General features: G+C 51.9%; 27 protein-coding genes. 21 read left to right on the top strand and 6 right to left on the bottom strand.

The window, feature by feature from the left end:
• Positions 1 to 42 precede the first annotated feature (42 nt).
• From SBI19_RS22690 to SBI19_RS22670, 5 genes are all read left to right on the top strand, one after another.
• The gene (locus SBI19_RS22690; protein ID WP_317971807.1) at positions 43 to 993 is read left to right on the top strand and encodes an ABC transporter permease; all 951 of its coding nucleotides are present in this window, start codon (positions 43 to 45) and stop codon (positions 991 to 993) included.
• Positions 994 to 997: 4 nt separating this feature from the next.
• Positions 998 to 1,843 carry an ABC transporter permease gene (locus tag SBI19_RS22685; RefSeq protein ID WP_317971806.1) on the top strand — a complete coding sequence of 282 codons (846 nt, stop codon included), beginning with the start codon at positions 998 to 1,000 and terminating at the stop codon, positions 1,841 to 1,843.
• A 45-nt stretch (positions 1,844 to 1,888) separates the two neighbouring features.
• Positions 1,889 to 2,869 (top strand): ABC transporter ATP-binding protein, encoded by a 981-nt coding sequence (locus SBI19_RS22680; protein WP_317971805.1) that lies wholly within the window; start codon positions 1,889 to 1,891, stop codon positions 2,867 to 2,869.
• Complete coding sequence (locus SBI19_RS22675) at positions 2,866 to 3,771, top strand: ABC transporter ATP-binding protein (protein WP_317971804.1); 906 nt, start codon at positions 2,866 to 2,868, stop codon at positions 3,769 to 3,771. Before SBI19_RS22680 ends, SBI19_RS22675 begins: the two co-directional genes overlap by 4 nt.
• A 64-nt stretch (positions 3,772 to 3,835) precedes the next feature.
• Entirely contained in the window at positions 3,836 to 4,309 is a 474-nt protein-coding gene (locus SBI19_RS22670; RefSeq protein WP_317971803.1) for a hypothetical protein, read from the top strand.
• Positions 4,310 to 4,389: 80 nt separating this feature from the next.
• Here SBI19_RS22670 and SBI19_RS22665 read toward each other — a convergent pair whose 3' ends face one another.
• The 3 genes from SBI19_RS22665 to SBI19_RS22655 form a co-directional block, all read right to left on the bottom strand.
• On the bottom strand, positions 4,390 to 5,220 hold the full coding sequence (locus SBI19_RS22665; protein WP_317971802.1) for a carbohydrate ABC transporter permease: 831 nt from the start codon (positions 5,218 to 5,220) through the stop codon (positions 4,390 to 4,392).
• Complete coding sequence (locus tag SBI19_RS22660; RefSeq protein WP_317971801.1) at positions 5,220 to 6,095, bottom strand: carbohydrate ABC transporter permease; 876 nt, start codon at positions 6,093 to 6,095, stop codon at positions 5,220 to 5,222. The genes SBI19_RS22665 and SBI19_RS22660 overlap by 1 nt, the downstream gene beginning before the upstream one ends.
• Positions 6,096 to 6,215: 120 nt before the next feature.
• Positions 6,216 to 7,538, bottom strand: coding sequence for an ABC transporter substrate-binding protein (locus SBI19_RS22655; RefSeq protein ID WP_317971800.1), 1,323 nt, complete (start codon positions 7,536 to 7,538; stop codon positions 6,216 to 6,218).
• Positions 7,539 to 7,760: 222 nt separating this feature from the next.
• Between SBI19_RS22655 and SBI19_RS22650 the strand changes: the two genes are divergently transcribed.
• The 7 genes from SBI19_RS22650 to SBI19_RS22620 all read left to right on the top strand — a co-directional run bounded on the left by SBI19_RS22650 (position 7,761) and on the right by SBI19_RS22620 (position 14,905).
• A complete protein-coding gene (locus SBI19_RS22650; protein WP_317971799.1) occupies positions 7,761 to 9,461 on the top strand; it encodes a sensor histidine kinase in 1,701 nt (566 codons plus the stop codon).
• A gap of 29 nt (positions 9,462 to 9,490) precedes the next feature.
• Positions 9,491 to 10,996, top strand: a complete 1,506-nt coding sequence (locus tag SBI19_RS22645; RefSeq protein ID WP_317971798.1) for a response regulator — start codon at positions 9,491 to 9,493, stop codon at positions 10,994 to 10,996.
• Between the two features lie 247 nt (positions 10,997 to 11,243).
• Positions 11,244 to 11,933, top strand: a complete 690-nt coding sequence (gene mobA / locus SBI19_RS22640; RefSeq protein ID WP_317971797.1) for a molybdenum cofactor guanylyltransferase — start codon at positions 11,244 to 11,246, stop codon at positions 11,931 to 11,933.
• On the top strand, positions 11,902 to 13,185 hold the full coding sequence (locus SBI19_RS22635) for a molybdopterin molybdotransferase MoeA (RefSeq protein WP_317971796.1): 1,284 nt from the start codon (positions 11,902 to 11,904) through the stop codon (positions 13,183 to 13,185). Before mobA ends, SBI19_RS22635 begins: the two co-directional genes overlap by 32 nt.
• Entirely contained in the window at positions 13,182 to 13,670 is a 489-nt protein-coding gene (mobB, locus tag SBI19_RS22630) for a molybdopterin-guanine dinucleotide biosynthesis protein B (RefSeq protein ID WP_317971795.1), read from the top strand. The genes SBI19_RS22635 and mobB overlap by 4 nt, the downstream gene beginning before the upstream one ends.
• A 17-nt stretch (positions 13,671 to 13,687) precedes the next feature.
• Positions 13,688 to 13,882 carry a helix-hairpin-helix domain-containing protein gene (locus SBI19_RS22625; RefSeq protein ID WP_317971794.1) on the top strand — a complete coding sequence of 65 codons (195 nt, stop codon included), beginning with the start codon at positions 13,688 to 13,690 and terminating at the stop codon, positions 13,880 to 13,882.
• A 333-nt stretch (positions 13,883 to 14,215) separates the two neighbouring features.
• Positions 14,216 to 14,905, top strand: a complete 690-nt coding sequence (locus SBI19_RS22620) for a DNA alkylation repair protein (protein ID WP_317971793.1) — start codon at positions 14,216 to 14,218, stop codon at positions 14,903 to 14,905.
• Between the two features lie 98 nt (positions 14,906 to 15,003).
• Here SBI19_RS22620 and SBI19_RS22615 read toward each other — a convergent pair whose 3' ends face one another.
• Together SBI19_RS22615 and SBI19_RS22610 are read right to left on the bottom strand one after the other, a co-directional pair.
• Positions 15,004 to 16,212 carry a chromate transporter gene (locus tag SBI19_RS22615; RefSeq protein ID WP_317971792.1) on the bottom strand — a complete coding sequence of 403 codons (1,209 nt, stop codon included), beginning with the start codon at positions 16,210 to 16,212 and terminating at the stop codon, positions 15,004 to 15,006.
• A 73-nt stretch (positions 16,213 to 16,285) separates the two neighbouring features.
• The gene (locus SBI19_RS22610; RefSeq protein ID WP_317971791.1) at positions 16,286 to 17,101 is read right to left on the bottom strand and encodes an SPL family radical SAM protein; all 816 of its coding nucleotides are present in this window, start codon (positions 17,099 to 17,101) and stop codon (positions 16,286 to 16,288) included.
• A gap of 386 nt (positions 17,102 to 17,487) precedes the next feature.
• On the opposite strand from SBI19_RS22610, the gene SBI19_RS22605 reads away from it, so the two are divergent.
• The 6 genes from SBI19_RS22605 (at position 17,488) to SBI19_RS22580 (ending at position 21,725) form a co-directional block, all read left to right on the top strand.
• Positions 17,488 to 17,946 (top strand): GNAT family N-acetyltransferase, encoded by a 459-nt coding sequence (locus tag SBI19_RS22605; RefSeq protein ID WP_317971790.1) that lies wholly within the window; start codon positions 17,488 to 17,490, stop codon positions 17,944 to 17,946.
• A 296-nt stretch (positions 17,947 to 18,242) separates the two neighbouring features.
• Complete coding sequence (locus tag SBI19_RS22600; protein ID WP_317971789.1) at positions 18,243 to 18,797, top strand: GNAT family N-acetyltransferase; 555 nt, start codon at positions 18,243 to 18,245, stop codon at positions 18,795 to 18,797.
• Between the two features lie 25 nt (positions 18,798 to 18,822).
• Complete coding sequence (locus SBI19_RS22595; RefSeq protein WP_317971788.1) at positions 18,823 to 19,680, top strand: aminoglycoside phosphotransferase family protein; 858 nt, start codon at positions 18,823 to 18,825, stop codon at positions 19,678 to 19,680.
• A gap of 102 nt (positions 19,681 to 19,782) precedes the next feature.
• The gene (locus SBI19_RS22590) at positions 19,783 to 20,367 is read left to right on the top strand and encodes a hypothetical protein (protein WP_317971787.1); all 585 of its coding nucleotides are present in this window, start codon (positions 19,783 to 19,785) and stop codon (positions 20,365 to 20,367) included.
• 126 nt (positions 20,368 to 20,493) lie between these two features.
• Positions 20,494 to 21,285: a lipid II flippase Amj family protein gene (locus SBI19_RS22585; protein WP_317971786.1), complete on the top strand. Its 792-nt coding sequence runs from the start codon at positions 20,494 to 20,496 to the stop codon at positions 21,283 to 21,285.
• Between the two features lie 29 nt (positions 21,286 to 21,314).
• On the top strand, positions 21,315 to 21,725 hold the full coding sequence (locus SBI19_RS22580) for a hypothetical protein (protein ID WP_317971785.1): 411 nt from the start codon (positions 21,315 to 21,317) through the stop codon (positions 21,723 to 21,725).
• Positions 21,726 to 21,821: 96 nt separating this feature from the next.
• Here SBI19_RS22580 and SBI19_RS22575 read toward each other — a convergent pair whose 3' ends face one another.
• Positions 21,822 to 22,706, bottom strand: coding sequence for a DMT family transporter (locus SBI19_RS22575; protein WP_317971784.1), 885 nt, complete (start codon positions 22,704 to 22,706; stop codon positions 21,822 to 21,824).
• Positions 22,707 to 22,905: 199 nt separating this feature from the next.
• Here SBI19_RS22575 and hisA point away from each other — a divergent pair, with 199 nt between their 5' ends.
• From hisA to SBI19_RS22560, 3 genes are all read left to right on the top strand, one after another.
• Positions 22,906 to 23,664, top strand: coding sequence for a phosphoribosylformimino-5-aminoimidazole carboxamide ribotide isomerase (hisA, locus tag SBI19_RS22570; RefSeq protein WP_317971783.1), 759 nt, complete (start codon positions 22,906 to 22,908; stop codon positions 23,662 to 23,664).
• 139 nt (positions 23,665 to 23,803) lie between these two features.
• Positions 23,804 to 24,316: an arsenate reductase/protein-tyrosine-phosphatase family protein gene (locus SBI19_RS22565; protein WP_317971782.1), complete on the top strand. Its 513-nt coding sequence runs from the start codon at positions 23,804 to 23,806 to the stop codon at positions 24,314 to 24,316.
• Between the two features lie 21 nt (positions 24,317 to 24,337).
• Positions 24,338 to 24,814, top strand: coding sequence for a GNAT family N-acetyltransferase (locus SBI19_RS22560; protein WP_317971781.1), 477 nt, complete (start codon positions 24,338 to 24,340; stop codon positions 24,812 to 24,814).
• Positions 24,815 to 25,473: the final 659 nt, after the last annotated feature.

Raw genomic sequence — 25,473 nt, 5'->3', positions numbered from 1 at the left:
CAGCTTATTTTTTTGCTAAATAAGAGGCAGGGGAACAAACGAATGAGACAATTAATCGTCAAGCGGCTGGCACAAACGATTCCGATGCTTTTCTTTGTGTCGATCGTCTGCTTCGCTATGATCAAGCTTGCGCCGGGAGACCCTGTAATGTCGTTCGTAACGCCGAATATGCATGCGGAAGATATCGAACGGATTCGGCACAGCCTCGGTCTGGATCAGCCTGCTTATGTCCAGTATGTGCAGTGGCTGAAGCAGCTGCTGTCCGGCAACCTCGGCTACTCGTTGATCAATCATCAGCCTGTGCTAGATCAAATTATAGACCGTCTGCCGGCAACGGCAGGCTTGATGGCTTGCGCAATTGGACTTGCCGTCATACTCGCCATTCCGCTCGGCTTGGTCGCAGGCGCGAATCGCAATCGTTGGCCGGACAAGCTCATCAACCTGATTACATATGTCGGGATTTCGGTGCCGCTGTTCTGGCTTGCCATTCTTCTTATCTATTTGTTCGCGATCAAGCTGCACTGGCTGCCAAGCATGGGGATGCGGACGATTGGCATGAATTCGGCTGCTGATGTGCTGAAGCATGGCATTCTGCCTTGTTCTGTACTAGCGTTCGGGTTTCTGGCGGTTTATGTGCGCTACATTCGTTCCAGCACGATCGGACAGCTGCGCGAAGAATATGTTCTTATTCAAAAAGCGTTCGGTTCGAGCCGTTATACGATCCTGTTCCGCCATGTACTCAAGCATGTGCTGCTGCCGATCATTACGCTGCTCGGCATGTCGATGGGCGATCTGGTGACAGGCGCCATCGTGACGGAAACGGTATTCACGTGGCCGGGCATTGGATCGCTCGGGATGACGGCAGTCCGCGGAATGGACTATCCCGTGCTGATGGGCATTACGCTCTTCTCGTCCGTGCTGCTTATTCTAGGCAATCTGCTCGCGGATATCTTATACAGCTTCGCTGATCCGCGCATTAAAACGATGAGGTGACGATATGAATCGCAGCAAATGGCGTAATTTGAAACGCGAGCTATGGAGCAGCAAGCTGGGCGTTGCCGCGGTCATTCTTCTAAGCCTATTCACGCTTGGCGCTGTATTCGCTTTCCTAGCGCCAAGCGATCCTAACGTGATGAATGTGACAGAGCGGCTGCAGCATCCGAATGGTTCGCATTGGTTCGGCACAGACGATTATGGCCGCGATTACTTCGCAAGAGCGCTGTATGGCGGGCGCGTCTCGCTGCTCGTCGGCTTCGCTTCCATGATTCTGGCCACTGGAATCGGTACGTGCATCGGCGTGCTCAGCGGTTATTTCGGCGGGAGGCTGGACAATTTGCTTATGCGTCTGCTCGAAATTTTCTTATCGATTCCATCATTCTTGGTACTGCTGCTGCTTAGCGTCTATTTGAAGCCGAGCGTCGGCAACATTATTATCATTATCGCTTTCCTCATGTGGATGAATATCGCGCGGGTGGTCCGTGCTGAGACCATGACATTGAAGGAACGGGAATATGTGCTGTATGCGAAGGCGTCGGGTCAAGGCGCTTGGGGCATGATCTGGAAGCATATCGTACCGAATCTGGTGCCGGTCATTATTGTAGGGGCAACAAATAATGTGGCGTCTGCCATCATGATGGAATCATCGCTCAGCTTCCTCGGCTTCGGCGTACAGCCGCCGAATGCGACATGGGGCAGCATGCTGAACAACGCGCAGGGCTTTATAGCGCAGGCGCCGTATTTGGCGATTTTCCCAGGGGTGCTCATCCTGCTGACGGTGCTCAGTTTCAACGTGCTTGGCGATATTTTGCGCGTCGGACTGGAGCCTAGGCTGACGAAACGGTAATTAGCGCATGCGGGAGTGATTAAGGCATGAAGGAGTGAAGCAGCAATGACGGAACGTCTGCTGACGGTTGAACAATTACATGTATCGTTCCATACCCGCGATGGAGATAACCACGCCGTGCGTGGCGTCAGCCTGCATATTGATGCGGGCGAGACGCTTGGCATCGTCGGCGAGTCCGGCAGCGGCAAGAGCGTGACAGCCAAAGCGATAATGGCGCTAATCGAGCCGCCGGGGGAGATTGTGAGCGGTACGATCGAATATAAGGGCAAGAAGCTGACAGAGCTGTCGGAGAAAGAGTGGCGGAAGCTGCGCGGCAATGAGATTGCGATGGTATTCCAAGACCCGATGACCGCGATGAACCCCGTGAAGCGGATCGGATCGCAAATGATCGAGATTCTTCGCCGGCATCGCGGCCTTAGCAAGGTAGAAGCGAAGCGGGAAGCGGTCGAGCTGCTGCGGCAAGTCGGCATCACGGAGCCGGGGCGCCGTCTAAGCCAATATCCGCATGAATTCAGCGGCGGCATGCGTCAGCGCGTCATGATTGCGATGGCGTTGTCCTGCAAGCCGGGACTGCTTATTGCGGACGAGCCGACGACGGCGCTTGATGTAACGATACAAGCGCAAATCTTGGATCTGTTGAAAGAGCTGAAGGAGAAGTCGGACACGGCGATCGCCCTCATTACGCATGACCTTGGCGTTGTCGCGCAAGTGTGCACACGCGTTGTCGTTATGTACGGAGGCATGATTATGGAATCCGGTTCGGTGGACGATATCTTCTATCGCCCTCAGCATCCGTATACGCAAGGGCTGCTGCGATCCGTACCGAAGCGCGCGGGCGAGCGGGAACGGCTTGTGCCGATCGAAGGGACGCCGCCTGATCTGCTCAATCCTCCGCCTGGCTGCCCGTTCATGGCCCGATGTCCGCATGCGATGAGCAAATGCGCGGAGCTGCCGCCGATCTATACGCTTGCACCGGGGCATCGCTCCATGTGCTGGCTCGCAGATGAGGAGGCGAAGACGCAATGAGCACGTCGCTGACGAAGCAAGAACTGCTGGTGGACGTTCAAGATTTGAAGAAGCATTTTGTGAAAAGCAAAGATATGTGGGGGCGGCCTGCCGAAGTGCTGAAAGCCGTCGACGGCGTCAGCTTCCAGATCCGCAAAGGCGAAACGTTTGGCCTTGTCGGCGAATCCGGCAGCGGCAAGTCGACCGTTGGCCGCTGTCTGCTGCGGCTGTACGATTATACGGCTGGCGAGGTGCTTTATGACGGGCAGCCGTTGTCCAAGCTAGGGGATAAGCCGCTGAAGCCGTTTCGGAGACGGATTCAGTCGATTTTCCAAGATCCGTATTCCTCGCTCAATCCGGGCATGACCGTGCTCGATTTAATCGGCGAGCCGATGGACATTCATGGCATCGGCAGGGGAGCAGAAAGGACGGAGGCGGTTGCGGCGCTGTTGGAGCGCGTTGGACTGAAACGAGAGCATCTGTATCGTTATCCGCATGAATTCAGCGGCGGGCAGCGTCAGCGCATCTCGATTGCACGCGCGTTGTCCGTGCGTCCAGAGTTCGTCGTGTGCGATGAGCCGATCTCGGCGCTGGACGTTTCAGTACAGGCACAAGTCGTCAATATGCTCGAAGACTTGCAGCAGGAGTTCGGTCTGACTTATTTGTTCATCGCACATGACCTGTCGATGGTGCGGCATATTTCGGATCGAATCGGCGTCATGTACCGCGGTCGACTGGTAGAGGTGGCCGACAGCGACGAGCTGTACGACAATCCGCTGCATCCGTACACCAAGGCGCTGCTGTCGTCGATCCCGATCCCGGATCCGAATGCCCGCGTGGAACGGCTTGTATGGAGGCCTACCGATACAGAGCTTGGGACGGAACTTCGGGAAGTAAGTCCGGAGCATTGGGCTGCGATATAACAATTGACAAGATTGCTTGGAGCTATAGGCTGCAAGCAGTCTTATTTTAGAAGGGGGAGAGAATATGAGTGGCAATGCAAATGTAAATGCTGAAGATCGTGTACTACTATCGCAATGGGAGGCGCTATTGTTGGAGTCACTGCGCTCCCAAGGCTGGTCGAACGAGCGTCTTCTGAAGGATGTTCGCGAAGGCGAACTTCCGGTCGATACGAGCATCTATGAATTCAAATATGAAGAGCTTCGCGCGTTCGCAGAAGCGGAGCCTGCAACGTTCGAGCTTGCTGTAACCGAAGGGTATCGGATCAAATACAATACGCTTCGCGGCATTCGCAGCTGGATCGCTGTCGCGTACGGTCTTGAGCCAGAGCTGACGTTCGAGGCTGGCTCGGAGTCGGTAACGGCGGCGCTTACGCCGGAACAGCACGAGCGTCTCGTATCGGTGCTGTCGCTGGGCTGGAACGTGGCGGAAGCATCGAAGGATGCAGACGGTTTGACGAATTTGTATCGGGTCGAACCGACTCGGCAGCATGATATGTAACAAATAAAAGAGCCATCCCTTAAGCATCTTTCGATGACTTGTAGGGATGGCTTTTGTGGTATACCTTGCAGCATTAGGCTTTAACCTTTGACCGCGCCGGCCGTGAGGCCGCTGACGATATATTTCTGACCGAGCAAATAAAGAATGAGGACCGGAATCGACGTCATGACGAGATCGGCAAAGATCAAGTTCCAGTCGCGGCTGTATTTGCCGTAGAAGTTGTAGATGGAAAGCGGCATCGTCCACGTCTTGCTGTCCGTAAGGAAGTAGAGCGGAATCGTGATGTCGTTCCATACCGACATGAATACCATGATCGCAACCGTTGCGTTAACCGGAACGATGAGCGGCGTAATGATGCGGAAGAACACGCCCAGCAGGCTTGCGCCTTCGAGGAATGCAACCTCGTCCAACGCTTTCGGCACGGATTTGATAAATCCGCTGTACAGGAAAATACTGAATGCCGTATTCAAGGAAGCGTAAATGAGAATAACGCTCGTTACGCTGCCGTAAAAGCCGAGCCATTGCACGACGCGGATCGTCGTGATCGTGGACATCGGAGCGATAAGGCCCATGAAGAAGAACAGGTACAGGAAACTCGAGAACTTGCTCTCGCGGCGCGCCAGAATAAAAGCGGCTGCGGAAGACGTGAAGATGTTCAAGATAGCGGATACGCCGGTAATGACGATACCGTTCAGGAACGCGCGGGCAAGGCCGCCTTCCTTGAATACGGTCACATAGTTGGAGAACATCCATTTGTCCGGGAAGCGGATCTGGAATTTGGACACCTCTGCGCTTGTCATGAAGGAGCCGAAGATCATAAGCAGCAGCGGTATGATAATGCCCAGACATGCAATAAGCAGCACGATTTCTACGATGTAGTTGCGTAGCGCCAGTTTGCGGGAAAAGCTCATTATTCGGTAACCTCCTTACGACGCATGAAGATCAGCAGCGGAATGGCAATCAGGGTGACGATAATGAACAACAGCGTGTTGATCGCCGTGCCAAGGCCCCAGTTGCCTTCGCCGAACGCGCGGAGAATGATCGTGCCGACAACCTGCGAGGAGTTGCCCGGTCCGCCGCTCGTCAGAACGAATACTTCGGAGAATACCTTCAAACCGCCGATAAGCGTAAGCATCAAGTTAATGTTAAGCGCAGGCAGCAACAGCGGTACCGTAATGTTCGTAAAGCTTTTCCATGCGCCGGCGCCGTCGATCATTGCCGCTTCATAATAATCCTTGGAGATGGACTGCAAGCCCGCCAAATAAATCGCCATTTGGAAACCGGCCGACTGCCAGATGGCCACCAATGCAACCGTCCAGATCACGAGATCCGGGTTCGTAAGCCAAGCTTGGCTCAGGAAGTGAAGACCAATGGAGTCAAAGAACTTGTTGACCATGCCTTCCGTCCGAAGCATCGGCGTGAAGATAATGGAAATAACGAGTACGCTCAGAATAGAAGGCGAATAGAAAATAGCGCGCAAGAAATTGCGGGTTTTCAGCCGCATATTTAAAGCGATGGCCAGCAAGAGGCCGATCACGTTTTTTCCGACAACGGTCGCTATCGCAAAAATAAGCGTGTTTTTCATTGCAAGGAGCAAGGTATCGTCCGTAAAGATTTTGTGGAAGTTATCGAAGCCGATAAACTTGACGCCGATACGGTCCAAGCGCCAGTCCGTAAAGGAATAAAATAAGCCGATAATAGCCGGTGCAACAAAAAATATCGTATAAATAAGTAGCGCTGGCCAAACGAGGTAATAGCCATACATGCTCTTGGAGCGTTTTATCATCTTCCATCCCACCAAGACTGTGTATTTTATCTTTCTATCTGATGCTTGTTAATAGAGGCGGCCGCCTTGGGAACAGCGGCCGCGGTCTTTCGTTTATTACGGATTCGTTGTCGCTGCAGCTTAGAATCCTGCTTCGCCTTTGTCTTTCATCAGTTCGGCGAATTTGTCGCCCCAAGTTTGGAGCACTTTCTCGGACGTTTTGCTGCCTGTGAACTGGTCTTGCAGGCTTCTGTACAGCTCGCTGCGGTCAACCAGCATGTAAGCGTCCATCGTCATAGCCGTTTTCTTAGGCGTGATGTAGTTGTCCAGAATTTCTTGTTTGTAATCCGGAAGCTCAGGCGTCGTTACGTCGCTGAAGTTAGAAACGTAGCCTTGCGCGTCCACGATTTTTTGTGCAACTTCTTTTTGCGCAATGAAGTTCAGGAACTGTTCTGCTTCTGCTTTGTGTTTAGCTTGTTTAGGAACGAACAGCTGGCCGCCAAGCGGACTTGCGCCAAGGTACGCGTCGCCTTTGTTGTCCGTAGGGTAAGCGAACAGGCCAAGGTTCATGTTAGGATCCTGTTGTTCAACGGATTCGATCAGCCAGTCGCCCATGAACATCATTGCAACCTTCTTGTCGAGGAAGTTGCCCGCTGCCATGTCATAGCTGTCGCTGAGTACGTCCGTATTGGTGTAGCCTTTTTTGTAAAGATCGTATTGTTGGTCGAGGATCGTTTGGAACGCTGGAACATCCGTCCATTTTTTCTTGTTTGCGTTCAGATCTTCGAACAGGGTAGGTTCATTTTTAGACACATATTCACCGAATGCGGCGCCAGGCATTACGTTAGCTGCCCAGTTGTCTTTGAAAGGCATAAAGATTGGCGTGTAGCCTGCCGCTTTGATTTTCTCGCAAGCTGCCAGGAACTCGTCGTATGTTTTCGGAACATCTAGGCCAAGCTCTTTGAAGATGTCTTTGTTGTATACGACGCCTTGCATGCCGGTATCTTGGCTGACATGGAAGCTGTATACATGGCCGTATGCGGACAACACGTCTTTGTTCAGAAGGCGGCTGACCCAAGGCTGGTCGTCCAGAATTTCGAAGTTGCGCTCAAGGTTAAGGTCTGTCGTAGCGCTCGCCAGGTTGTATTGCAGAATGTCCGGCGTTTCGTTAACCGCAAGCTTTGTTTGCAGAACCGTAGACGTTTGTTCCGCGGGAAGCAGCTGCAGGTTAACTTTGATGTTGGTTTGTTTTTCAAACTCGTCCAGCAGGTCTTGTTGTACGAATGCGGAGTCCTGCGAGCTCTTGGACAATGCCAGCTCGATCGTGACTTTTTTACCGCCACCGCTAGTGCTGCTGCTATCGCCGCTTTCCGAATTGGAGCTATCGTTGCCGCATGCTGCCAGCGTTAAGGCAAATACGGCTGCGAGTGCGCCGATGGATAGTTTACGTGCTTTTTGCTTCATGTTGTTCTCCCCTCTTGTTACCCTTTGTTGTATGTTCGACTGAATCCGTTTACAATCCAATTGTAGATTTTTATCACCATGAGGTACATGTTTGACCTTTACCTTTGATGTGTAAAATTCTGAACTAACATAGGATCGGAGGACTATCGTCCCTTGAAAGGCTTCATGAAAAAAACAAACTTTGTTCCTACGCAGGCCAGCCTTCAAACGAAAGTATTCCTTATGTTTTTGATTTTGTTATTGTTTGTGCTGTGCTGCTTTCTAGCCTACGTGAATTGGCAGGTCATCGGGCCGCTGAAGGAAACCAACAAAAACGAAAAGCTGCTCACGGCAGCCAAAATCAGCAGACAGCTGGACCAATATATCAAAAATCAGAACCAGCTTTCTCAGCGCGTATTGTCTAACCAGCAAATTCCCGCAGCCTTAACGAGAGGTTATCGTTCGACGGATTCTGCGGAAGCCCTTCGCCAGAACCGTATCCTGAAAGAGATGATGTTCGAAGCGATCGGACCAAGCGTGGACATCCGTGATATGATCATTTATGATCTCGACGGCCGAGCAGTCGCTTCCTATATCGGCTACTCGACGAATCCGTCGATTCTTGAACCCAGCCTCAAAGACCAGCTGGACAATAACGAATATATTTTATATAGACAGCCTAACGGCATTTCGGCATTCGATAGAGCCATTATCAATCAGAATGGCCAGATCTACGGGTACCTATCCATTCAGCTGGACCAGTCCGAACTGGAGCTTACGACGGAAGATGTAGCAGTCGGGGACGTATACGTGTTGGATCCGAATCGCGAGATCATATCCAGTTCCATTAATGCCAGAGAGGAATCGGAATTATCTTTTCTACAGAAGCAGAACGAAGATAGCAACGGCATGTATCTGGACGGTGATTCCAATTACATTGCTTATGACACGTCGGACAATACGGGCTGGACGACCTATGTCGTTACGCCTAAGCAAGCTGTCCTAGGGTCGGTTAATTCCGTGCAATATTTGTCTATATTGCTCATTACGCTGCTGATGTTGTTCTCTTCCGTTTATATATATTTCAGCACGCGCAACCTGCTGTTGCCGATTCGAAAGCTGCGGAATCAAATATCCCGGATCAGCTACAGCAATCTGAACGTCAAAGTGGACAACCAGTCGCACAATAACGAGCTGATGGCTTTAAGCGATTCGTTCCAGGAGCTGCTCAGTCGACTCCAGCAGTCGATCGAAAGCGAGAAGCTTGCGCTTCAGGAAGAAATGAAGGCGAGAAATTCAGCTTTGCAAGCGCAGATTGCGCCGCATTTTATCCATAACGTGTTATACCTGATCAGCATTGCGGCACAAGAGGGCAAGAACAAAGCGGTATCGGATATGTGCAAGCATCTGTCCGATTCGCTGCGTTATATCGTTTCGTCTCCGTACCAGCATGTCAGCTTAGCGGAAGAACTGGCGCATACCCGGAATTACTTGTCGCTCGTCCAGCAAAACTATGAGAACGATCTCGAATGGGAAATCATTGCGGACGATGCCGCGAACCTCGTTCAACTCCCGAGGCTCGTCATCCAGCCGTTTGTCGAGAACTGCATCGAGCACGCTTTCGACAATACCGATCCGCCTTGGCGCATTCAAATTCGGGTGCAGCTATATAACGGCATCTGGGCGATCGAAATCAGCGACAACGGCGAAGGCATCGCCCCGGACAAAATCAACGAAATCATGGATAATATATCGAATTCCGAGGCCAGGGAGCATGAGCTTCATATGCCTTCAAGCTTCGGGAACATGGGCGTCGTCAACACGGTCAACCGATTGAAATTAATGTACCGGAACCGGCTGTTCTTCAATTTGTACAATAATGCTGGAGAGGACAAAGGAGCTACCGTGCAAATTATCGCCTCGCTCACTGAAGATTTCTACTAAGAGGTGCATGAACTGAAGGGAGAGAGGGTATGTATACCGCCTTGATCGCCGAAGACAGCAAGCCGATATTGCGCAACATCAAGGCGCTGCTCGAGTCGGCGGACCTACCGATACAGATTGCCGCGACCGCCTATAATGGCGAAGATGCGCTTGCCTATATCAAACAACATCCCGTAGATATTCTGCTTACCGATATCCGGATGCCGAAGTTGGACGGGCTTGGGCTCATCGAGCAAGCCAAACAGCTGTATCCAGGCCTGAAGGTCGTCCTGATCAGCAGTTACAGCGATTTCGAATATACGCGCAAAGCGATAAATTTGCAGGTGTTCGATTATTTGCTTAAGCCTGTCGAACGGCAGCAGCTGCTGGACGTGATGGCGCGTGTGATCGATTCGCTCGCGGAGCGGCGTGAAGTCGACTTGGAGCCATTGAAAGGAATGGTTGCTCCGCGCTTCCTGGCCGGTTTGCGGCTTAGTCCCGAGTTTGTCGAACAGCCTGTTTCAATGTTTCTGATGAGCAGACAGCCTTTCGTACCGGATACGGGGAATTGGCGTACCGAAAAGCTGCAATCCGAGATTCAAGAGATATGTAAGCCGCATGGCTGCTGGCTGTTCCCTGCCAAAGATCCCGACCGTTATATCGTGATCGTGCAATCGGCCGTCCGAGAACGCGTCGATTCGACCGTTGCGTGGATGGAAGCCGTCGAACAACGATTGCTAGGGCTTGGAATTACTATCGCAATGGCCGGCAGCTTCCAAGCCGCCGATCCGGGACAGTTTCAATCGCATTATGACAGGTTGAAGCACTTGCTGAATGAAGAGGTGCTTCTTGATAAGACCGTCCTGCTCGATACAAACTATCGCATTCCCGAGCAGCAGCGGAATGAAGCGTTAATCAAACCGTTTATAGATATGATCGAACAACGCCAACCTCAGCCGTTTCACATGAAGCTTGGCGAGCAGCTGCGGCAATCGTACAGCGAACATGCGAGGTACATTGACCTGGAACGGCTAGTCGCAGCCATAGCCGATGCGTTCGTCCACAACCTGCCGGACAACGGTCCGGAAGAACGTCTCGCTGCCGCAGCGGCAGTGAAGGAGATGCTGCAATCGGATAGCTACTCTTCGTTCTGCGAGAAGTTATTAGAATGGTGCGCGAGAAACTTCGAGCTGCTCCATTCGCGCAACCGGAAAAGCGGAGAAGAGCTGTTCGAGCAAATGGACAGCTTTGTGAAGCTGCACAAATCTTCGCAGCTATCCATTAATGATCTGGCGGCCAAGTTCCATGTCAGCCCGTCTTACATCAGCCGCATCATTAAGCGATTTACGAATAAGACGTTCGTGCAATATTACATGGAGCTGAAAATCGCAGAAGCGTGCAAGCAGCTGCAGGCCAAGCCGGACCTTAAGATCAAGGAGTTGTCCGATGCGCTTTCCTTCAGCGATCAGCATTATTTCTCCCGCGTATTCAAAGATCATACGGGGCTCAGTCCAAGCGAATATAAAGAGAAGCATCGTCTTGCCGTAGAGGAGTAAGCGGCTGCCAAACAATTGAAACAGGTGTCCCTTTTGTCATCGCGTATGACCGTGGGACACCTCTTTTTTAAATTTATCGGCTCCTTAATAGACGGCTGCACCGCGAAGCGGAAACAGGGCAGCTCAGTTTCGTTTGATAAATGTTTGACCCATTCGTACATTATAGTGATCAATCTCATTGAGTCCAACCGCTGAATGCCCCATAATGGAAGTACAATGTGAGACTTAGTGACATGGAGGGATGATCATGCTGGATGTTGCGAATCCGCTGCCATGTGAGAAGGTTAGTTTGTCTGGTGTCATACTCGCTGGGGGACAAAGCCGACGAATGGGAGGCTCGCCTAAGGCGCTGCTCAAGGTACATCAAGAGACATTGATACAGCGGCAGATACGTATCTTGAAGCAGCTGTGTTCGGAAGTTATTCTAGTTACGAACGAACCGAAGACGTATCTCCCGATCGTTGATTCGGATGTACGAATTATTACCGATTATTATGCGGGACAAGGGCCATTGGCAGGCATGCATGCCGGTCTGTCGCTGGCGCGGTATGAGGATGTATGGATTGTCGGCTGCGATATGCCCTATCTGTCCGTACAAGCCGCAATGCTAATGGTTGGCCGCAAGCATGACCGAGGCAGCGATGCGGTTATCCCGTTCATCGAGGAGAAGCAGCATCCGCTGCATGGCATCTACGACAAACGGTGCGCGGATCCGATTGCGGCTATGCTGGATCGGGGACAGCGGCGAGTCAATGGTTTTCTCGATCAGATCGCCTATGAAACAGTTAACGCTTGGACATTCGAGCGATGGGGCATCGACACTCGATTCGTCTTCAACATGAATACGCCTCAAGAATATGAGCTGCTGCTGAGCATGGAAAACGAAACGGAAGAAGGTACTGGAGTTGGACACAGCCATCGATCGCATTCCGAATAAATATGATCGCCGAGCGATGACCGTCGAGCAAGCAAGAGCACTGCTTCTTGGCCGTGTTCAACCTGTTCAAGCTGTAGAAGTTGACCTTGTTGATGCTTTGGGCCGCAGATTGGCCGCATCGGTGCGAACGGAGGAACCGATCCCGCATTTTCGCCGATCCGGCATGGATGGGTATGCGGTGCGGACTTCTGATCTGGCGAATGTGCGTGCAGCAGCCCCTGCGGAGCTCGAAATAATCGAGCAAATTCCATGCGGCGTTGAACCGCAATACAAGATTGCAAAGGGTCAAGCGGCCCGCATTATGACAGGCGGAATGGTGCCGGAAGGCGCTGATGCTGTCATTATGCAAGAGATGACAGAGCTGCTGGAGAGCGAAGGCCGAAGCATCGTTCGCATTCAGAAAAAGGTTGCGCCCGGCACGAATGTAACGCCGATCGGCGAAGAGGCGGACGAAGGGACGCTTGTGCTCGAGGCGGGAGAGCGGATTGGCGCTGGCCATACGGCAATTCTTGCGTCGCTAGGTTATAGCCGGGTCTCTGTGTACCGCAGGCCCAAGGTAGCGGTATTGTCAACCGGCACGGAGCTGCTGCAGTTGTCGGATCCGCTTCAGATGGGCAAAATCCGCAACAGCAACGCATACATGCTGGCGGCTCAAATCATTGCGGCTGGCGGAACGCCTCAGCTGGTCGGTCAGATTCCAGACGATTACGCACGTGCTGAGCGGATGTTGTATGACCTGCTTGCGTCTGATGTTGATTTGATCGTGACGACAGGCGGCGTGTCCGTCGGCGATTATGACATTATGGCGGATTTCTTCCTTCGATGGGAAGGCAAAACGCTGTTTAACAAAATCGCGATGCGTCCAGGCAGTCCGACAACAGCGGGCTCCTGGCGCGACAAGCTTTTGTTTGGTCTATCCGGCAATCCGTCTGCCTGCTTCGTTGGCTTCGAGTTGTTCGTGCGGCCCGTTATCCAGCAGCTGCAAGGGGCTGTGTTCAATCCTGCAAAAACGGTGACATGCCGTCTCGCGGTCGATTACAAGAAGGTGAACGCTTATCCTCGCTACGTTCGCGGTTATTGGTACAGCGCTGAAGGCGAGCATTACGCTAAGCCTGTCGGTAGAGACAAATCGAGCGCGATCCTTTCATTGAAAGATGCGAATTGTCTGATTGTCATTCCTCCGACGAAGACGGGGCTCTCATCAGGTGAAATCGTGCAAATCATTCCGCTGGATGGAGCGATGTCTACATGACGAACATTATTCAGGTTGTCGGCTACAAGAACGCAGGCAAGACCACTTTGGTTGAAAATATGGTGCGTGCGCTAACAGAAGCGGGTTATGCGGTTGGCACCGTCAAGCATGACGGCCATCGGTTTGATATTGACCATGAAGGTACGGATACATGGAGGCATCGGGAGGCAGGTGCAAGCATGACCGCGATTACGTCTGCAAACCGGACCGTTATGATGGAAGAGAAGCCTGTTGAGCTCAGCGCTCTTGTTCAGCGGATGGCTACCATGGATATCGTAGTCGTCGAAGGCTTCAAGCAGGAAGCCTATCCGAAGATCGTCATCGTTCGAAGAGAAGCTGACAAGGAGTTGTTGGACAATCTGTCGCATATCGCAGCTGTCGTGACTTGGCTTCCGGACATTGCGTTTGAAGGGCCAATCTTCTCCATTAATCGCCCAGATGAACTGTTAGCTTGGTATACGCAACAGCTGCCCTCACCAAGATAGAAGGAGAGTACTTATCGATGGAGCCGAATCAATCATTCCCATCCGGACTGTCACAACCGGCAATTCGCGCACTTCTGAACGCGGGAATCAACAATCTCGAGCAAGTCGCAGCCGCATCGGAGACCGAGCTCAAACAGCTGCACGGCATGGGTCCCAAAGGAATCCGAATTCTTCGCGAAGCGCTAGAGGCGAAAGGTCTGTCTTTCCGCTGATCGTTTCTAATTACTGATGCTGGTTTGAATTAGCTTCACAGTATAATTACATCCTTATCCAAACGTAAAGCGCGTCCCGCAGGGACAATAGCGAGTACCTGCACGTATGACGCATCTGCCGAACAAGTGGGAAGACGCTCAACCGCATCTAGTCACGTACCACATAGAGCGTGTCCCACAGGGACGATAAGCGAGCGCACGATCCTACGTATCTAGATCAGTCCTGCAGGGGGTCCTGGGGGCCAGCCCCCGTGGGCCCTCCCCTACAAGGGGAGGGTTTGGGTGGGGTGGATCCCGAGACTTTGGGTTGGGTGTCATCTAAGGAGACATATCATGAATCTCTCGATAAGAAATCAATTATTAGAAGAGGCCGAGGAGAAGTACCGCAGCTTCTCCTCCTCCCTGATTCCGAATGTGGACAACATACTAGGCGTCCGAATTCCAACGCTGCGCAAGATTGCGGGGCAGCTCGCGAAAGGTGATTGGAAAGCCTACCTTGCGACGGCGAGCGACGAATATTTCGAAGAGATCATGTTGCAGGGGCTCGTCATTGGTTATGCGAAAGCGGACATTGAGGAGAAGCTGGAGGCGATTGCGCGCTTCATTCCGAAGATCAACAATTGGTCGGTTTGCGACAGCTTCTGCATAGGTCTCAAAATAACGCAAAAGCATAAGGAACGCGTCTGGTCGTTTATCCAGCCTTATCTGGCATCGGATCAGCCTTATGACATTCGCTTCGGCGTCGTTATGCTGCTTAACTATTATGCGGATGACGAGTATATGGACCGCGTGCTGCCGCTGCTCGATCGGATCAAACAGGACCACTATTATGTGAAGATGGCTGTCGCATGGGCGATTGCCACCTGCTTCACGAATGTTCCGGATCGGACGATGGCTTATCTTCGAGGCGACGAATGCACGCTCGATAATTGGACCTACAACAAGTCGCTGCAAAAAATAACCGAATCGCTTCGCATCGATGCGGAGACGAAGCAGTTGATCCGCAGCATGAAGCGCAAATAAGCGCATATTAATGACAGGCAATATGCATCAGTACGAGAAAAGAAGAGCCTCAGCGAGTTGACCGATTTCGGCCGACTGCTGAGGCTCTTCTAGTATGTCTATAGCTGCTGAATAAGTATGCCGCCGACTGCACCGGCTCCAATGATGACCCAAATAGGCGGCTTCCAGTACGTCAGCATCGTGAACAGTATCGCAGCTAGTACAAATTCCCGTGCTCCGGCAATGGCGGTTACCCAGATTGGATCGTAGAAGGCTGCCAGCAGGATGCCGACGACCGCTGCGTTGATTCCGACGATGGCACCTCTGAAATGTGTGTTGTGCAGCAAGGCATGCCAGAACGGCAGCGCCCCAACAACGAGCAGATAGGCAGGCAGGAAGATCGCAATCGTTGCGATCACTGCACCTAATACACCGCTATCGACGGCGCCGAGATAGGAAGCGAAAGTAAACAGCGGCCCCGGTACAGCTTGAGCCGCTCCGTAACCAGCCAAGAAGTCGTTGCTGCTAATCCAGCCGGTAGGCACAACCTCCCGCTCAAGCAATGGCAGCACCACATGTCCGCCGCCGAATACAAGAGAGCCGGAACGGTAGAAGCTGTCTACGAGCGCAGCCCAATGATTAGACGTCAACTCTCGAATGATCGGCAATCCAGCCAGCAGCAGCGCGAATAGGACAAGGCATACGATGCCTGTCTGCCGACTGATTGGCATTGGCAACGGCGGAGGGGCTGCAGCTTCGCCGTCTCGGAACAGCAGCCAGCCGATCAGGGCTGCGCCAGCGATCGCTAGAAGCTGGCTGCCTGCGGCTGGCCATAGCAGTGTGAGAGCGGCCGCCACAGCCGCGATGGTTGCGCGGCTCCGATCGGGCGCCAGCTTGACGCCCATGCTATGTATGGCTTGCGCGACGATTGCGACCGCAACGATTTTCAACCCATGAATCCAGCCATAGCTGTCAATCGGCAGTTCATGCAACAGCAGGGCGAACAGAATGAGCGCGAGAGCGGAAGGGAGCGTAAATCCGATCCAAGCGGCAATCCCGCCTAACAGTCCCGCTCGCATCGTTCCGATGCCTATCCCGACTTGGCTGCTGGCAGGGCCGGGAAGCAGCTGACAGAGCGCTACGAGATCGGCATAGCTGCGCTCATCGAGCCATTGTCTGCGTTTAATATACTCCGAGTGAAAATAGCCTAGATGGGCGATGGGTCCGCCGAACGAGGTAAGGCCAAGCTTGAACGATACTCGGAAGATTTCGAAGACGGAACTTCTCGTCTTCTCCTTATTGACGGGTAGGGTAACGACTGGCAGCATACGAGGTACAGCCTCCATCTCATCTATAATGATTAAAGTTTCCTTCAACGGCGCCTAACTAGAAGAAGATTCATTATGGTTCGAACCCTTGTTGACTGACGAACAATTCATCCTCGTGAAAATATAGCTTCATCCGCTCCTGCATCAACTCCAACGCCTGTGCTCCGTACCAATGCTCCAGCCCGTTCGGTTTGTACAACGCCTCAATGCCAAGTCGGCGCGTTCGTTTGCCTCCGCTGCCGTCTCCTAACTCGTAATTATCAAGGACGACGCGATCGACCAGCTCTCGAAGGACGGCTGGGAAGGTGTCGCTGCTTGGGAGAATCGGCGCAACAGCGGCCTGAGTCGCGATGCCCGCGGCGGCCAGCTCGCGCAGCGCCCGAAGACGCGCCTGTATAGGCGGCGCTTCTGGCGAGAACAGCTTGCGCATATCGTCGAGGTCGGTTTCGACCGTCATGCTGACGCGCACCTTGCGGCCAAGCTGCTGCAACAGATCGATATCTCGCGTAACAAGCGGACTGCGGGTCTGCACAAGCAGGAAATCGGGCGAATCAGCAGCCATGACCTCCAGCAGCGAGCGCGTGACCTGTTCTTTGTATTCGATGGGCTGGTACGGGTCGGTGCTGGAGGACATGAATATCGTTACAGGCCCCTTTGCTTTCGCCCGTCGAAGCTCACGCTGCAGCAAAGCCGCCGCCCCTTGCTTCACATCCACCCATGTGCCCCAATCCGATTGACGGAAAACCGACACCGGCATTTGCCTGACATAGCAATAAGAGCAGCCGAAGGCACAGCCCGTATACGGATTGAGGGAATGCGTATAGCCGGACAAGAAGCCTGTCCCTTTGTTCAGCAGCGATCGAGGCGTTGAATATTGGATGGATTTCACCGATTATGCTCACCTTATTCTTGAGAATTTGTGCCGTTGGTCATATAGAAGGAGACTCCAATAGATGGTAATAGGGTCAGCAGCCTTCATCAATTGATGCCTCCAATACACGATTTTGTGAAATAAACGAAATAGGCAGTTCAGGAATATGTTACTACATGATGTGGCGGATGCCTAATGTGTTTATTGTATATTTTCGCCCATACAAGACCTATGCACGCCCAATCTGCAACGAACAACCCCGAAAAAACGCAAGTTTTCCGAATAGTGTGATAGGTCTTGCTGTTCTCCCGCGAGAAGTGTATATTTGTACAATAATTGAGCACGGAATAGTCGGTTCGACGTTTTGCGTCTTACAAGCATACGAAGAATAGGAGGCGGTACGAATGACAGAGGCGAAAAAAGAGGTCCGTCGGGCCTATATCCATGATGCAGAGGATTTGGCTCGGCTCAACGAGGTGTTTAACGGGGTCGTGCTTACGCCGGAGGAAGTGCGCGACAGTCTGCTTCGTTCGAACGAGCTTGTTGCGATCGCACTGCTTAACGGCCATGCTGTCGGCTACGCATGCGCGCAATACTTCGAATCGTTCTGCTATCGCGAGAAGCACGGTTATCTGACGGAAATGTTCGTCGAGGAGTCCGCGAGAGGACGCGGCCTAGCGACGATGCTTATGGCTCATATAGAAGAGGAGCTTCGTTCAAGAGGCGTATCCGAAGTCAGCGTACTGACCGGTGCGGAAAATGAAATCGCGATCCGAGCATACGAGCGATTCCAGTATGTCCGTCAAGCCAATGCCGTATTGCAGAAGAGCTTGCCCGATAAGTCATCTGAACCGAGCGTATAAGGAGAACGAATGGATACGAGCTGCTGCTTAATGGAAGCTGATGAACCTCTACCTCGATCTACCGCTATTGCCGTTTGTACAGTTGGAAACTCGTTCTGAATAAGGTGAGCATGATGTGCTTCCGAACAGAACGACACGAATTCCACAGTACAGGCGGCAATATTTTTTTGGACTGTAAGAGAACGCTTTGACTGCTCCTGATATTTCCATGCGACTGGGAATATGATACATTTAATGAACGATGAAACAGCAAGAAAGCTAGTTACATAGAATGAGATTGCTAGAGGGGGGAGCCTATGCCGCATTTGATCGGTGATGCAATTATGCTTCGAGAATATCGCAGAGAAGACTTGGTGGAGATGCGGGAATGGTGCAATGACCCTGAGATCACGCAATACTTGTCCGACGCTTTCTTATATCCGCATACGCTCAATGCGACCGAAACGTATTTGAACACGATGCTGGACAGCTCCTCGGAGTCCAAAGGTTTCGTTATCGCGGACCGACAGACCGAGCTCTATATTGGTCAGATAGACCTGTTCCGCATCGACTGGAAGAATCGGTGCGCGGAGATGGGCATGGTGATTGGCAGCGTTGAGCTGCACAATCAAGGCATCGGATCAGCGGCCATTCGGCTGCTGCAGCAGTTTGTTTTCGAGGAATTGAATTTGAATCGGCTCCAGCTTGAAGTACATGATTTTAATGCGAAGGCGATTCGATGCTATACAAAGTGCGGCTTTCGTGAAGAAGGCCGGCTGCGAAACAAACATTTTTCGCGCGGCAAGTATTCGGATATCGTCTGTATGGCGATTTTGCAGGAGGAGTACTTGTCTGCGCGGTCGGGCGTATAGATAGGGGAGAGAGGGCGGCATATCGATGATTCAGATAAGCGCGACGAAGTGGCATTGCTCGACGGAGCGTCTGGAACAGCTTATCGCTCAAGAACAATCGGTTCAATTGGAGCCGATGGCATCAGGGCTTGAAGCGGAGGTGACGAAACTTCTGCTGGCGCAGGAAGCCTATGTGTGGAAAGTGTGGAACGGAGATTCCAAGCCAGATATCAATCGGCAGTATCGTTTGCTTCAAGCGCTCATCGGCAGCGGCGTGCAAGTATCGGAACCGATTGGATGGGGGATCGATCCCGGCGGCAACGCCGTTCTTGTGACAAGCCATGATGGGCTGCCGCCTAAGAAGCTGGATGACGAGATGCTGGCAGAGCTGGCCGTACAGCTGGCAGAATTGCATCGGATGCGCCTTGATGGCATCGCGCCTGAGCTGCTCCCTACTTTTGATTTTGTGCCTTATTTCTTTCCTAACATAGCCATGCACAGCGATCTCCATGAACGGCTGCTTCAGATCATTGACCGTGTCCAGTACCGGTATGAGCATCTCATTCATGGCGACTATAATTCGGGCAATGTGGTGTTCAGCGACGGCAGATGTACGATCATTGATTGGACGAATGGTCAGATGGGCGATCCACGGTATGACTTTGCATGGGCTTATGCATTGCTGCGAATCTATGCGAGCGATAAGCACGCAGCTGTTTTCCGCAGTGCCTATGTGGCGATCATGCCGCTCTCGTTAGTGGAAGAACAGGCGTTTGAAGCGATCGCAGTCATTCGCTGGCTGCTGCTTAATCGACTGGTCGGATTGCTCCGACAAACGACAACGAAGAGCAAAGCGCAACAAATAATGGCTGGCAATCCGAATTTGGCTGGGCTATCTCTGTAGCAGCAAGGCGATTTCAGCATCGAAGACGACGTCAGAACGACCTCGTCTTTTTTCATCTCATCATATGGCGCGCGTGTGAAGCAGGAGGGAGCTTATCCGATTATGGGATCGAGAATGATGCATTATGCGATTTCTACAAGGTTGAATGAAGCGACGGGCATACGGGACGATCAGCTCTTAATCGGCGGACTTGCGCCTGATGTGCATAAGCATATGAACGAACCGAAGGCGAAATCGCATTTTGCCAAAATGAATGCGGAAGGCGCCTGGCAAACCGACTACGAGATGTTTGGCGCCAAATATTTCACGACGAGCACCACGCCGTTTCATCTCGGCTACTACTATCATCTGATCTCCGATCAGATCTGGATGGAGCGTATCTACAATAAGCGGATCAAATGGCTTCCGCAGCCGGAGAAGAAACAAGCGCAGAACGCTTACTACCGTGATTTCTGGCGGTTGAACGGCAAGCTTATCGACCATTATGGACTACGGTTGCTGCCGCTAGTGCCCGAACCGGCGGACATCGAGGAGATTGACTGCCGATTTCTGCAGGGCATTCTTAACGATTTGACAATCGATTTCGAGCATCAAGCAGAAGCCAAGCACGAGCCGTTGGAGCTGCTCGAATGGGATGAGGTCATTGAAGTAATAGATCATACGATACGATTTTGTTTGAATCAATAATCGCGGATGACAGGTTGATCGGAGGTTGATCATTGTGTTCACGCTATCAAGACGCCGCCAAGCGATGCTTGGTGATTTGGGAATTGATGAGGCAGCGACGTTCGTACAAACAACCAAACAGGCACTATGATCGAGAAACTAATATTCGTCTTCATCCTGACGATGGTTATTCATACGTCGGAGACGCTGTCGTACGCGATTCGGTTTGCAGGCGTGAAGCTGAACAAAATAGCAGTAGCGTTATCGTTGACGGGCATTATCGTGCTTGTATCGCGCACGGCCAATCTGCTGCAAGCGCCGTTGACGGCCAAATTCGTCGACTTCGCGCGGTCGCATCCGACGTTTCCGCTTATCAATTACATGCGCATTATTTTGCTGGCTTCGTCGGTTGGTACGCTGATTGCCATCGCGTTGTTCCCGACCTTCGTCAGCGTGTTCAGCCGCATTATCGCGAAGCTTGAAGTTGCGGGTTCGATTCCGAAGCTCATCTCAAGCGTGACGGTCGGGCAGCTCAAGAATACGAAGTACTATTTGCGAAAGCCGGCCTTCTCGCTGTATTACTTTCGGTATTTGGGCATTCCGTATCGATTGATTGTTATGAATGTGTTCGTCACGGCATTCTACACGGTTGGCGTTATGGCTTCCTTATATACGGCCCATCTGCTCCCGGCATTCAGCACGACAGCCTCTCAGGCGTCAGGCATTATCAATGGGGTCGCGACGATCCTGCTCACGATCTTTATCGATCCGCAGCTGGGGCTAATTACCGACAAAGCGCTGCAGCATGAGCAGTATCGCAATCAACTGGGCAAAGTGTACGTCGTTCTGATGACCTCGCGTTTCGTAGGGACAATGATGGGACAGCTGATTATGATTCCGGCAGCTTATTTTATCGGAACGGTTGTGAAGCTGCTGTAAGGATATTAAACGCGAAGGGGTGCATCTCGATGTTGAAACGGATGGTTGAACTGTTAGCAGCTCCACTGCTTCATGCCGTATTATCTATCGTATTCCTTAGCGTATTAAGCACCAGCATGAGCAGCTCGGCCATTATTATATGGCTGCTGGCACTCCTTATCAGCAATTGTGTTGTGACGGCGTTCACCGCCGACGGAAGATGGTATATGTTCTTCTTCTCTTTGGGACTGTTTCTCTTGCTTGTTTCCATCGCTGTTATTTTGCACATTGGCATGGAGGATATGGGGACCGGATTTATGCTGCCGTACCTCGGACTGCCGATTACGATCGGTTCATTGGTCTTGGGCACGATTCAAGGCATTCTGCTCAGCAGCCTGCTTCGTGAGCCGATCGAACGGTTGAAAGCGGGCTTCTCGCACACAGAAAGCCGAAATATGTAAGAGGCTCTCTCTCGTTAGAGTTTGTTCGGAATGACAAAAGCGCAAGCGCCGCTGCTGAGCGGCACTTGCGCTTTTGTCATCTTGGGAGAGCCTTCATTATAATGCAGCTGTCTTGGTTGTGCGCTGATGCGTGGCTCGGCTTCCTTCTCGGTTCACGAGGAAGATGCCTGCACAGATCAATGCGCCGCCGATCGCTGTGTACACATGAAGCTCTTCGCCGAGCATCAGCCAGCTGCACAATACGCCGAACAGCGGTGCGAGGAATAGGAAGGAGCTCGTCTTCGCTGCATCGCCTTGTCGAAGCAGTTGATACCATGCGGTGAACTGAACGATTGAACAGAGCAGAGCAAGCGCCAGCACAACGATGATCGAGGTTGAGGTTACGGTGAAAACGGGCCTTTCCGATATAAAGCTCAGCACGAGCAGCGCGATACCGCCAGAGAGCATCTGATAGGCGGCGAGCACATTCATATCAAAGCCGGCGCCCCAGCGCTTGATGAGCAAGGTTGCAGAGGCGAAGCATACTGCACCTGCAAGGCAGATGAACGTCCCAGGCGACAAATCGACATGCATGCCGAAGGTGACGGCCACGCCTAGGAAACCGACAGCAACGCCTGCCCATTGTCTCAGTCGATACACGGCACCCATCAACAGCGTGCCTAGCACGATAACGAGCAGCGGATTGACGAACGTTAAAATGGCTGACTCGCTGGACGTAATCCAGCGCATGCTGAAGTAGGCGCAGCCCATGACGCCTGTCGTCTGCAGTAAGCCGATAGCGGCAGCTTGCAGCCATTGCTTGCCTCGCGGCTGCTGTCTGCGGAGCGTTATGAGCACTAATAAGACACCGGCTATCAAATAACGAAATGACATAAGCAGGAAGGGCGGCGCGTAATCGAGTCCGATTTTGCCAATCGGAAATGCGATTCCCATCAGAAAGGTCGTGCCGACGAGCATCGTGACGTACTTGGTTAGGTTCACAATAAAGCCTCCGATCATTCAGGAACATTACTTCAATAAAGATTCGTTGCGATTAACGGACGGTTGAGTGATTTTGATTGTAGCGAATTTATGGGGATCTGTATAGGCTCGTGGCTCGTTGTGTCGACCATATGCTGCGAACGTGATAGGATAAAGGGAGCTAGTTTCAAGCAATCAGCACATTCGTGAGGGGATTCCTATGAAATTCAGACCTTGTATTGATATGCACCAGGGCAAAGTAAAACAAATCGTCGGCGAAACGCTGAACGCCGATCAAGGCGCAGTCATCGAAAATTTCGTTTCCAGCTACGATTCTGTCCACTATGCCGAATTGTTCCGCAAAGACAAGCTGGTCGGCGGCCACGTCATTATGCTTGGCGGCGGCAATGAAGAGGAAGCTGTGCGTGCGCTTAACGCCTATCCAGGAGGTCTCCAGATTGGCGGCGGCATTAACGCGAGTAATGCCAAGCATTATCTAGAACAGGGGGCGTCGCATGTGATCGTCACCTCCTATATTTTCCGCGATGGCAAGCTGGATATGGATAACCTGAATGCAATCGTCGCAGAAGTCGGCGCAGACAAGCTCGTCATCGACCTCAGCTGCAAGGAGCGCGATGGCAAATGGTATGTCGTCACGAACCAATGGAAGCAGTTCAGCGATTTCGAAGTGAACGAAGACAATATTCGTTACCTCGAACAATTCTGCGATGAGTTTCTCATTCATGCCGTTGACGTAGAAGGCAAGCAGAGCGGCATTCAGCAAAGCCTCGTATCCTCGCTCGCGCAGTGGGTAACGATTCCTTGCACATATGCAGGCGGCGCGCGTTCCCTAGAAGATTTGGCTTTGTTCAAAGAGTTGTCGGGCGGCAAGCTGGACATTACGATCGGCAGCGCGCTCGACATTTATGGCGGCAAACTGCCGTACGAGCAGGTCGTTGCTTATTGCGACGGTGAATAAACAATTGTAGCAAGAGCGGTACAGGGATATCTCTGTATCGCTCTTTTTGCATATCGGAGAGGTGAGTTTGTCTCCGTTTACTATGCTGATCGGATATCGAGTGCATATCGAAATTCATGGGTGATTTTGTAAGTCAACTATGATAAATTTGGTAGAAACAAAAAGAGGCAGGGATTGCGATATGAACATATGCTTCGTATGTACGGACAATTTTACAAGAAGTGTAATTGCCGAGTTTTGTATGCGAGATTACTTGCGAAAGAACCAGATTCAAGGTGTACAGGTTAGCTCCGCAGGCATTCGGGCGAACAGCGATGTTTCGGCTTATTCGACCTTGCATTTCGATCTGATGAATGAGCTTGGCATCGATACGAGCGATTTTGAACGAACGATGTTCACGCCTCGATTCGGCAGTGATCCGTCCTGTGTAATTGGGATGAGCGAATTGCATCGGGAATATATCAAACAGTATTTTGACTATGAAATTGCGTTGTTTAATGAGTTATACAGCGGTCAATCCACACCGGTTCATGTTGGTGAGCCGGATGAACCGGATTTTCCTGAGCAGATGAGACGATTGATTGCCTACATACAAACTGCAATCCCGCATGTTCTGGATGCGGTGCTTCATAGACATAGCCAGCAAATATAGCTCGGTAGGAGGATGTCGGAGATGAGCGTACATATTCGAGAGGCTGCGATCGAAGAATGGGCTACCGTTCACCGCATTATGCGGGAAGCGTTCGAGGAATATCGCGGCGTGCTGAATCCGCCATCCGGTGCGCTGCGTGAGGAGCTGGCGGATACGATTCGCAAGCTAAGTCCGCGCGGCGGAGCTGTGTTAGCGGAACTGGACGACGAAGCGATTGGCTCAGCGCAGTATCGCGTCGAGGACGGGTACGTCTATATTGGACGCATCTCCGTTGTCGCTGCTGCCCGCGGCCGAGGCATCGGCAAGCAGATCATAGACTATTTGGAGCGGTTGGCCGCCAACCGTGGCATGCCTGAGGTTCGCTTAGAGGTCCGATTATCGTTGCCGGCTAACGTCCAATTCTACGAACGGCTAGGCTATTCCATCCTGCAGGAATGCCGATATCCGGAAGACACGGATAGCTGGTACATTATGTGCAAAAGCGTGCTGGTCAGCTAGCGGTGTGCATCGGCTCGGTTTGTTTACAGCCTTCTATTGTAAGCGATAGCACTCATCTGCGCGTGGACAATTTCCGCATATGCCTCCCCTGCATACATTAGTTGTATAGAGGCCCGCCAACGGCGGCGGAAGGAGAGCATGTGCCATGAGCAGACGAACGTTAATGATAATATCGATCGCATTATACGTCCTGTTGGCCGTATTCTTAATTATCGTTTCGATCTTTGATTAAACGCCATATTACCTTTCTCATTCAGCCTTTTCACAACGACGCCCAGCGCGTTCGGGAGAAAAGGTTTTTTTCGTTTCTTCCAACTAACTAACCAGAGAGAGGATCCGCAAGCCCAGGCGGATCCGATCCATTCCCCCAGCGGAGCGATGAATGTTGCGACTGCCCTGCATCGCAGCTTGCGCGACGGAGCAGGCGGGTGTTCTGGAGTAAGTGGCAGCGGGCAAATAATTCTGTAGACGAGTTGCGTATGCATACGTAGACGCAGCAGGTGAAAGATTCTGGAGAAGCGTCAGCGTTCGCCTTTGTCACTCGGATTGTTACAATATCTGAATTTATAAGATCAGAACAATCCGAGGACAACAGCTATTATGAACGAAACAGACTCCCCGAATTGCAACACCTTAGGTTACTTTTGGGAATAATGGCG

The organism is Paenibacillus sp. CCS19, from assembly GCF_033239625.1.
Classification (GTDB): domain Bacteria; phylum Bacillota; class Bacilli; order Paenibacillales; family Paenibacillaceae; genus Paenibacillus_T.
Note: the sequence above shows the minus strand (reverse complement) of the source record. Positions and strands in the feature narration are given on the sequence as shown.

Excerpts from the sequence above, each read along its gene's own strand:
- SBI19_RS22600 (WP_317971789.1), top strand. The coding sequence starts at position 18,243 with ATGCCGCATTTGATCGGTGATGCAATTATGCTTCGAGAATATCGCAGA.
- SBI19_RS22565 (WP_317971782.1), top strand. The coding sequence starts at position 23,804 with ATGATAAATTTGGTAGAAACAAAAAGAGGCAGGGATTGCGATATGAAC.
- mobA (WP_317971797.1), top strand. The coding sequence starts at position 11,244 with ATGCTGGATGTTGCGAATCCGCTGCCATGTGAGAAGGTTAGTTTGTCT.
- SBI19_RS22650 (WP_317971799.1), top strand. The coding sequence starts at position 7,761 with ATGTTTTTGATTTTGTTATTGTTTGTGCTGTGCTGCTTTCTAGCCTAC.
- SBI19_RS22605 (WP_317971790.1), top strand. The coding sequence starts at position 17,488 with ATGACAGAGGCGAAAAAAGAGGTCCGTCGGGCCTATATCCATGATGCA.
- mobB (WP_317971795.1), top strand. The coding sequence starts at position 13,182 with ATGACGAACATTATTCAGGTTGTCGGCTACAAGAACGCAGGCAAGACC.
- SBI19_RS22560 (WP_317971781.1), top strand. The coding sequence starts at position 24,338 with ATGAGCGTACATATTCGAGAGGCTGCGATCGAAGAATGGGCTACCGTT.
- SBI19_RS22580 (WP_317971785.1), top strand. The coding sequence starts at position 21,315 with ATGTTGAAACGGATGGTTGAACTGTTAGCAGCTCCACTGCTTCATGCC.
- SBI19_RS22595 (WP_317971788.1), top strand. The coding sequence starts at position 18,823 with ATGATTCAGATAAGCGCGACGAAGTGGCATTGCTCGACGGAGCGTCTG.
- SBI19_RS22690 (WP_317971807.1), top strand. The coding sequence starts at position 43 with ATGAGACAATTAATCGTCAAGCGGCTGGCACAAACGATTCCGATGCTT.
- SBI19_RS22620 (WP_317971793.1), top strand. The coding sequence starts at position 14,216 with ATGAATCTCTCGATAAGAAATCAATTATTAGAAGAGGCCGAGGAGAAG.
- SBI19_RS22645 (WP_317971798.1), top strand. The coding sequence starts at position 9,491 with ATGTATACCGCCTTGATCGCCGAAGACAGCAAGCCGATATTGCGCAAC.
- SBI19_RS22685 (WP_317971806.1), top strand. The coding sequence starts at position 998 with ATGAATCGCAGCAAATGGCGTAATTTGAAACGCGAGCTATGGAGCAGC.
- SBI19_RS22625 (WP_317971794.1), top strand. The coding sequence starts at position 13,688 with ATGGAGCCGAATCAATCATTCCCATCCGGACTGTCACAACCGGCAATT.
- SBI19_RS22655 (WP_317971800.1), bottom strand. The coding sequence starts at position 7,538 with ATGAAGCAAAAAGCACGTAAACTATCCATCGGCGCACTCGCAGCCGTA.
- SBI19_RS22670 (WP_317971803.1), top strand. The coding sequence starts at position 3,836 with ATGAGTGGCAATGCAAATGTAAATGCTGAAGATCGTGTACTACTATCG.
- SBI19_RS22615 (WP_317971792.1), bottom strand. The coding sequence starts at position 16,212 with ATGCTGCCAGTCGTTACCCTACCCGTCAATAAGGAGAAGACGAGAAGT.
- SBI19_RS22675 (WP_317971804.1), top strand. The coding sequence starts at position 2,866 with ATGAGCACGTCGCTGACGAAGCAAGAACTGCTGGTGGACGTTCAAGAT.
- hisA (WP_317971783.1), top strand. The coding sequence starts at position 22,906 with ATGAAATTCAGACCTTGTATTGATATGCACCAGGGCAAAGTAAAACAA.
- SBI19_RS22590 (WP_317971787.1), top strand. The coding sequence starts at position 19,783 with ATGGGATCGAGAATGATGCATTATGCGATTTCTACAAGGTTGAATGAA.
- SBI19_RS22665 (WP_317971802.1), bottom strand. The coding sequence starts at position 5,220 with ATGAGCTTTTCCCGCAAACTGGCGCTACGCAACTACATCGTAGAAATC.
- SBI19_RS22680 (WP_317971805.1), top strand. The coding sequence starts at position 1,889 with ATGACGGAACGTCTGCTGACGGTTGAACAATTACATGTATCGTTCCAT.
- SBI19_RS22660 (WP_317971801.1), bottom strand. The coding sequence starts at position 6,095 with ATGATAAAACGCTCCAAGAGCATGTATGGCTATTACCTCGTTTGGCCA.
- SBI19_RS22585 (WP_317971786.1), top strand. The coding sequence starts at position 20,494 with ATGATCGAGAAACTAATATTCGTCTTCATCCTGACGATGGTTATTCAT.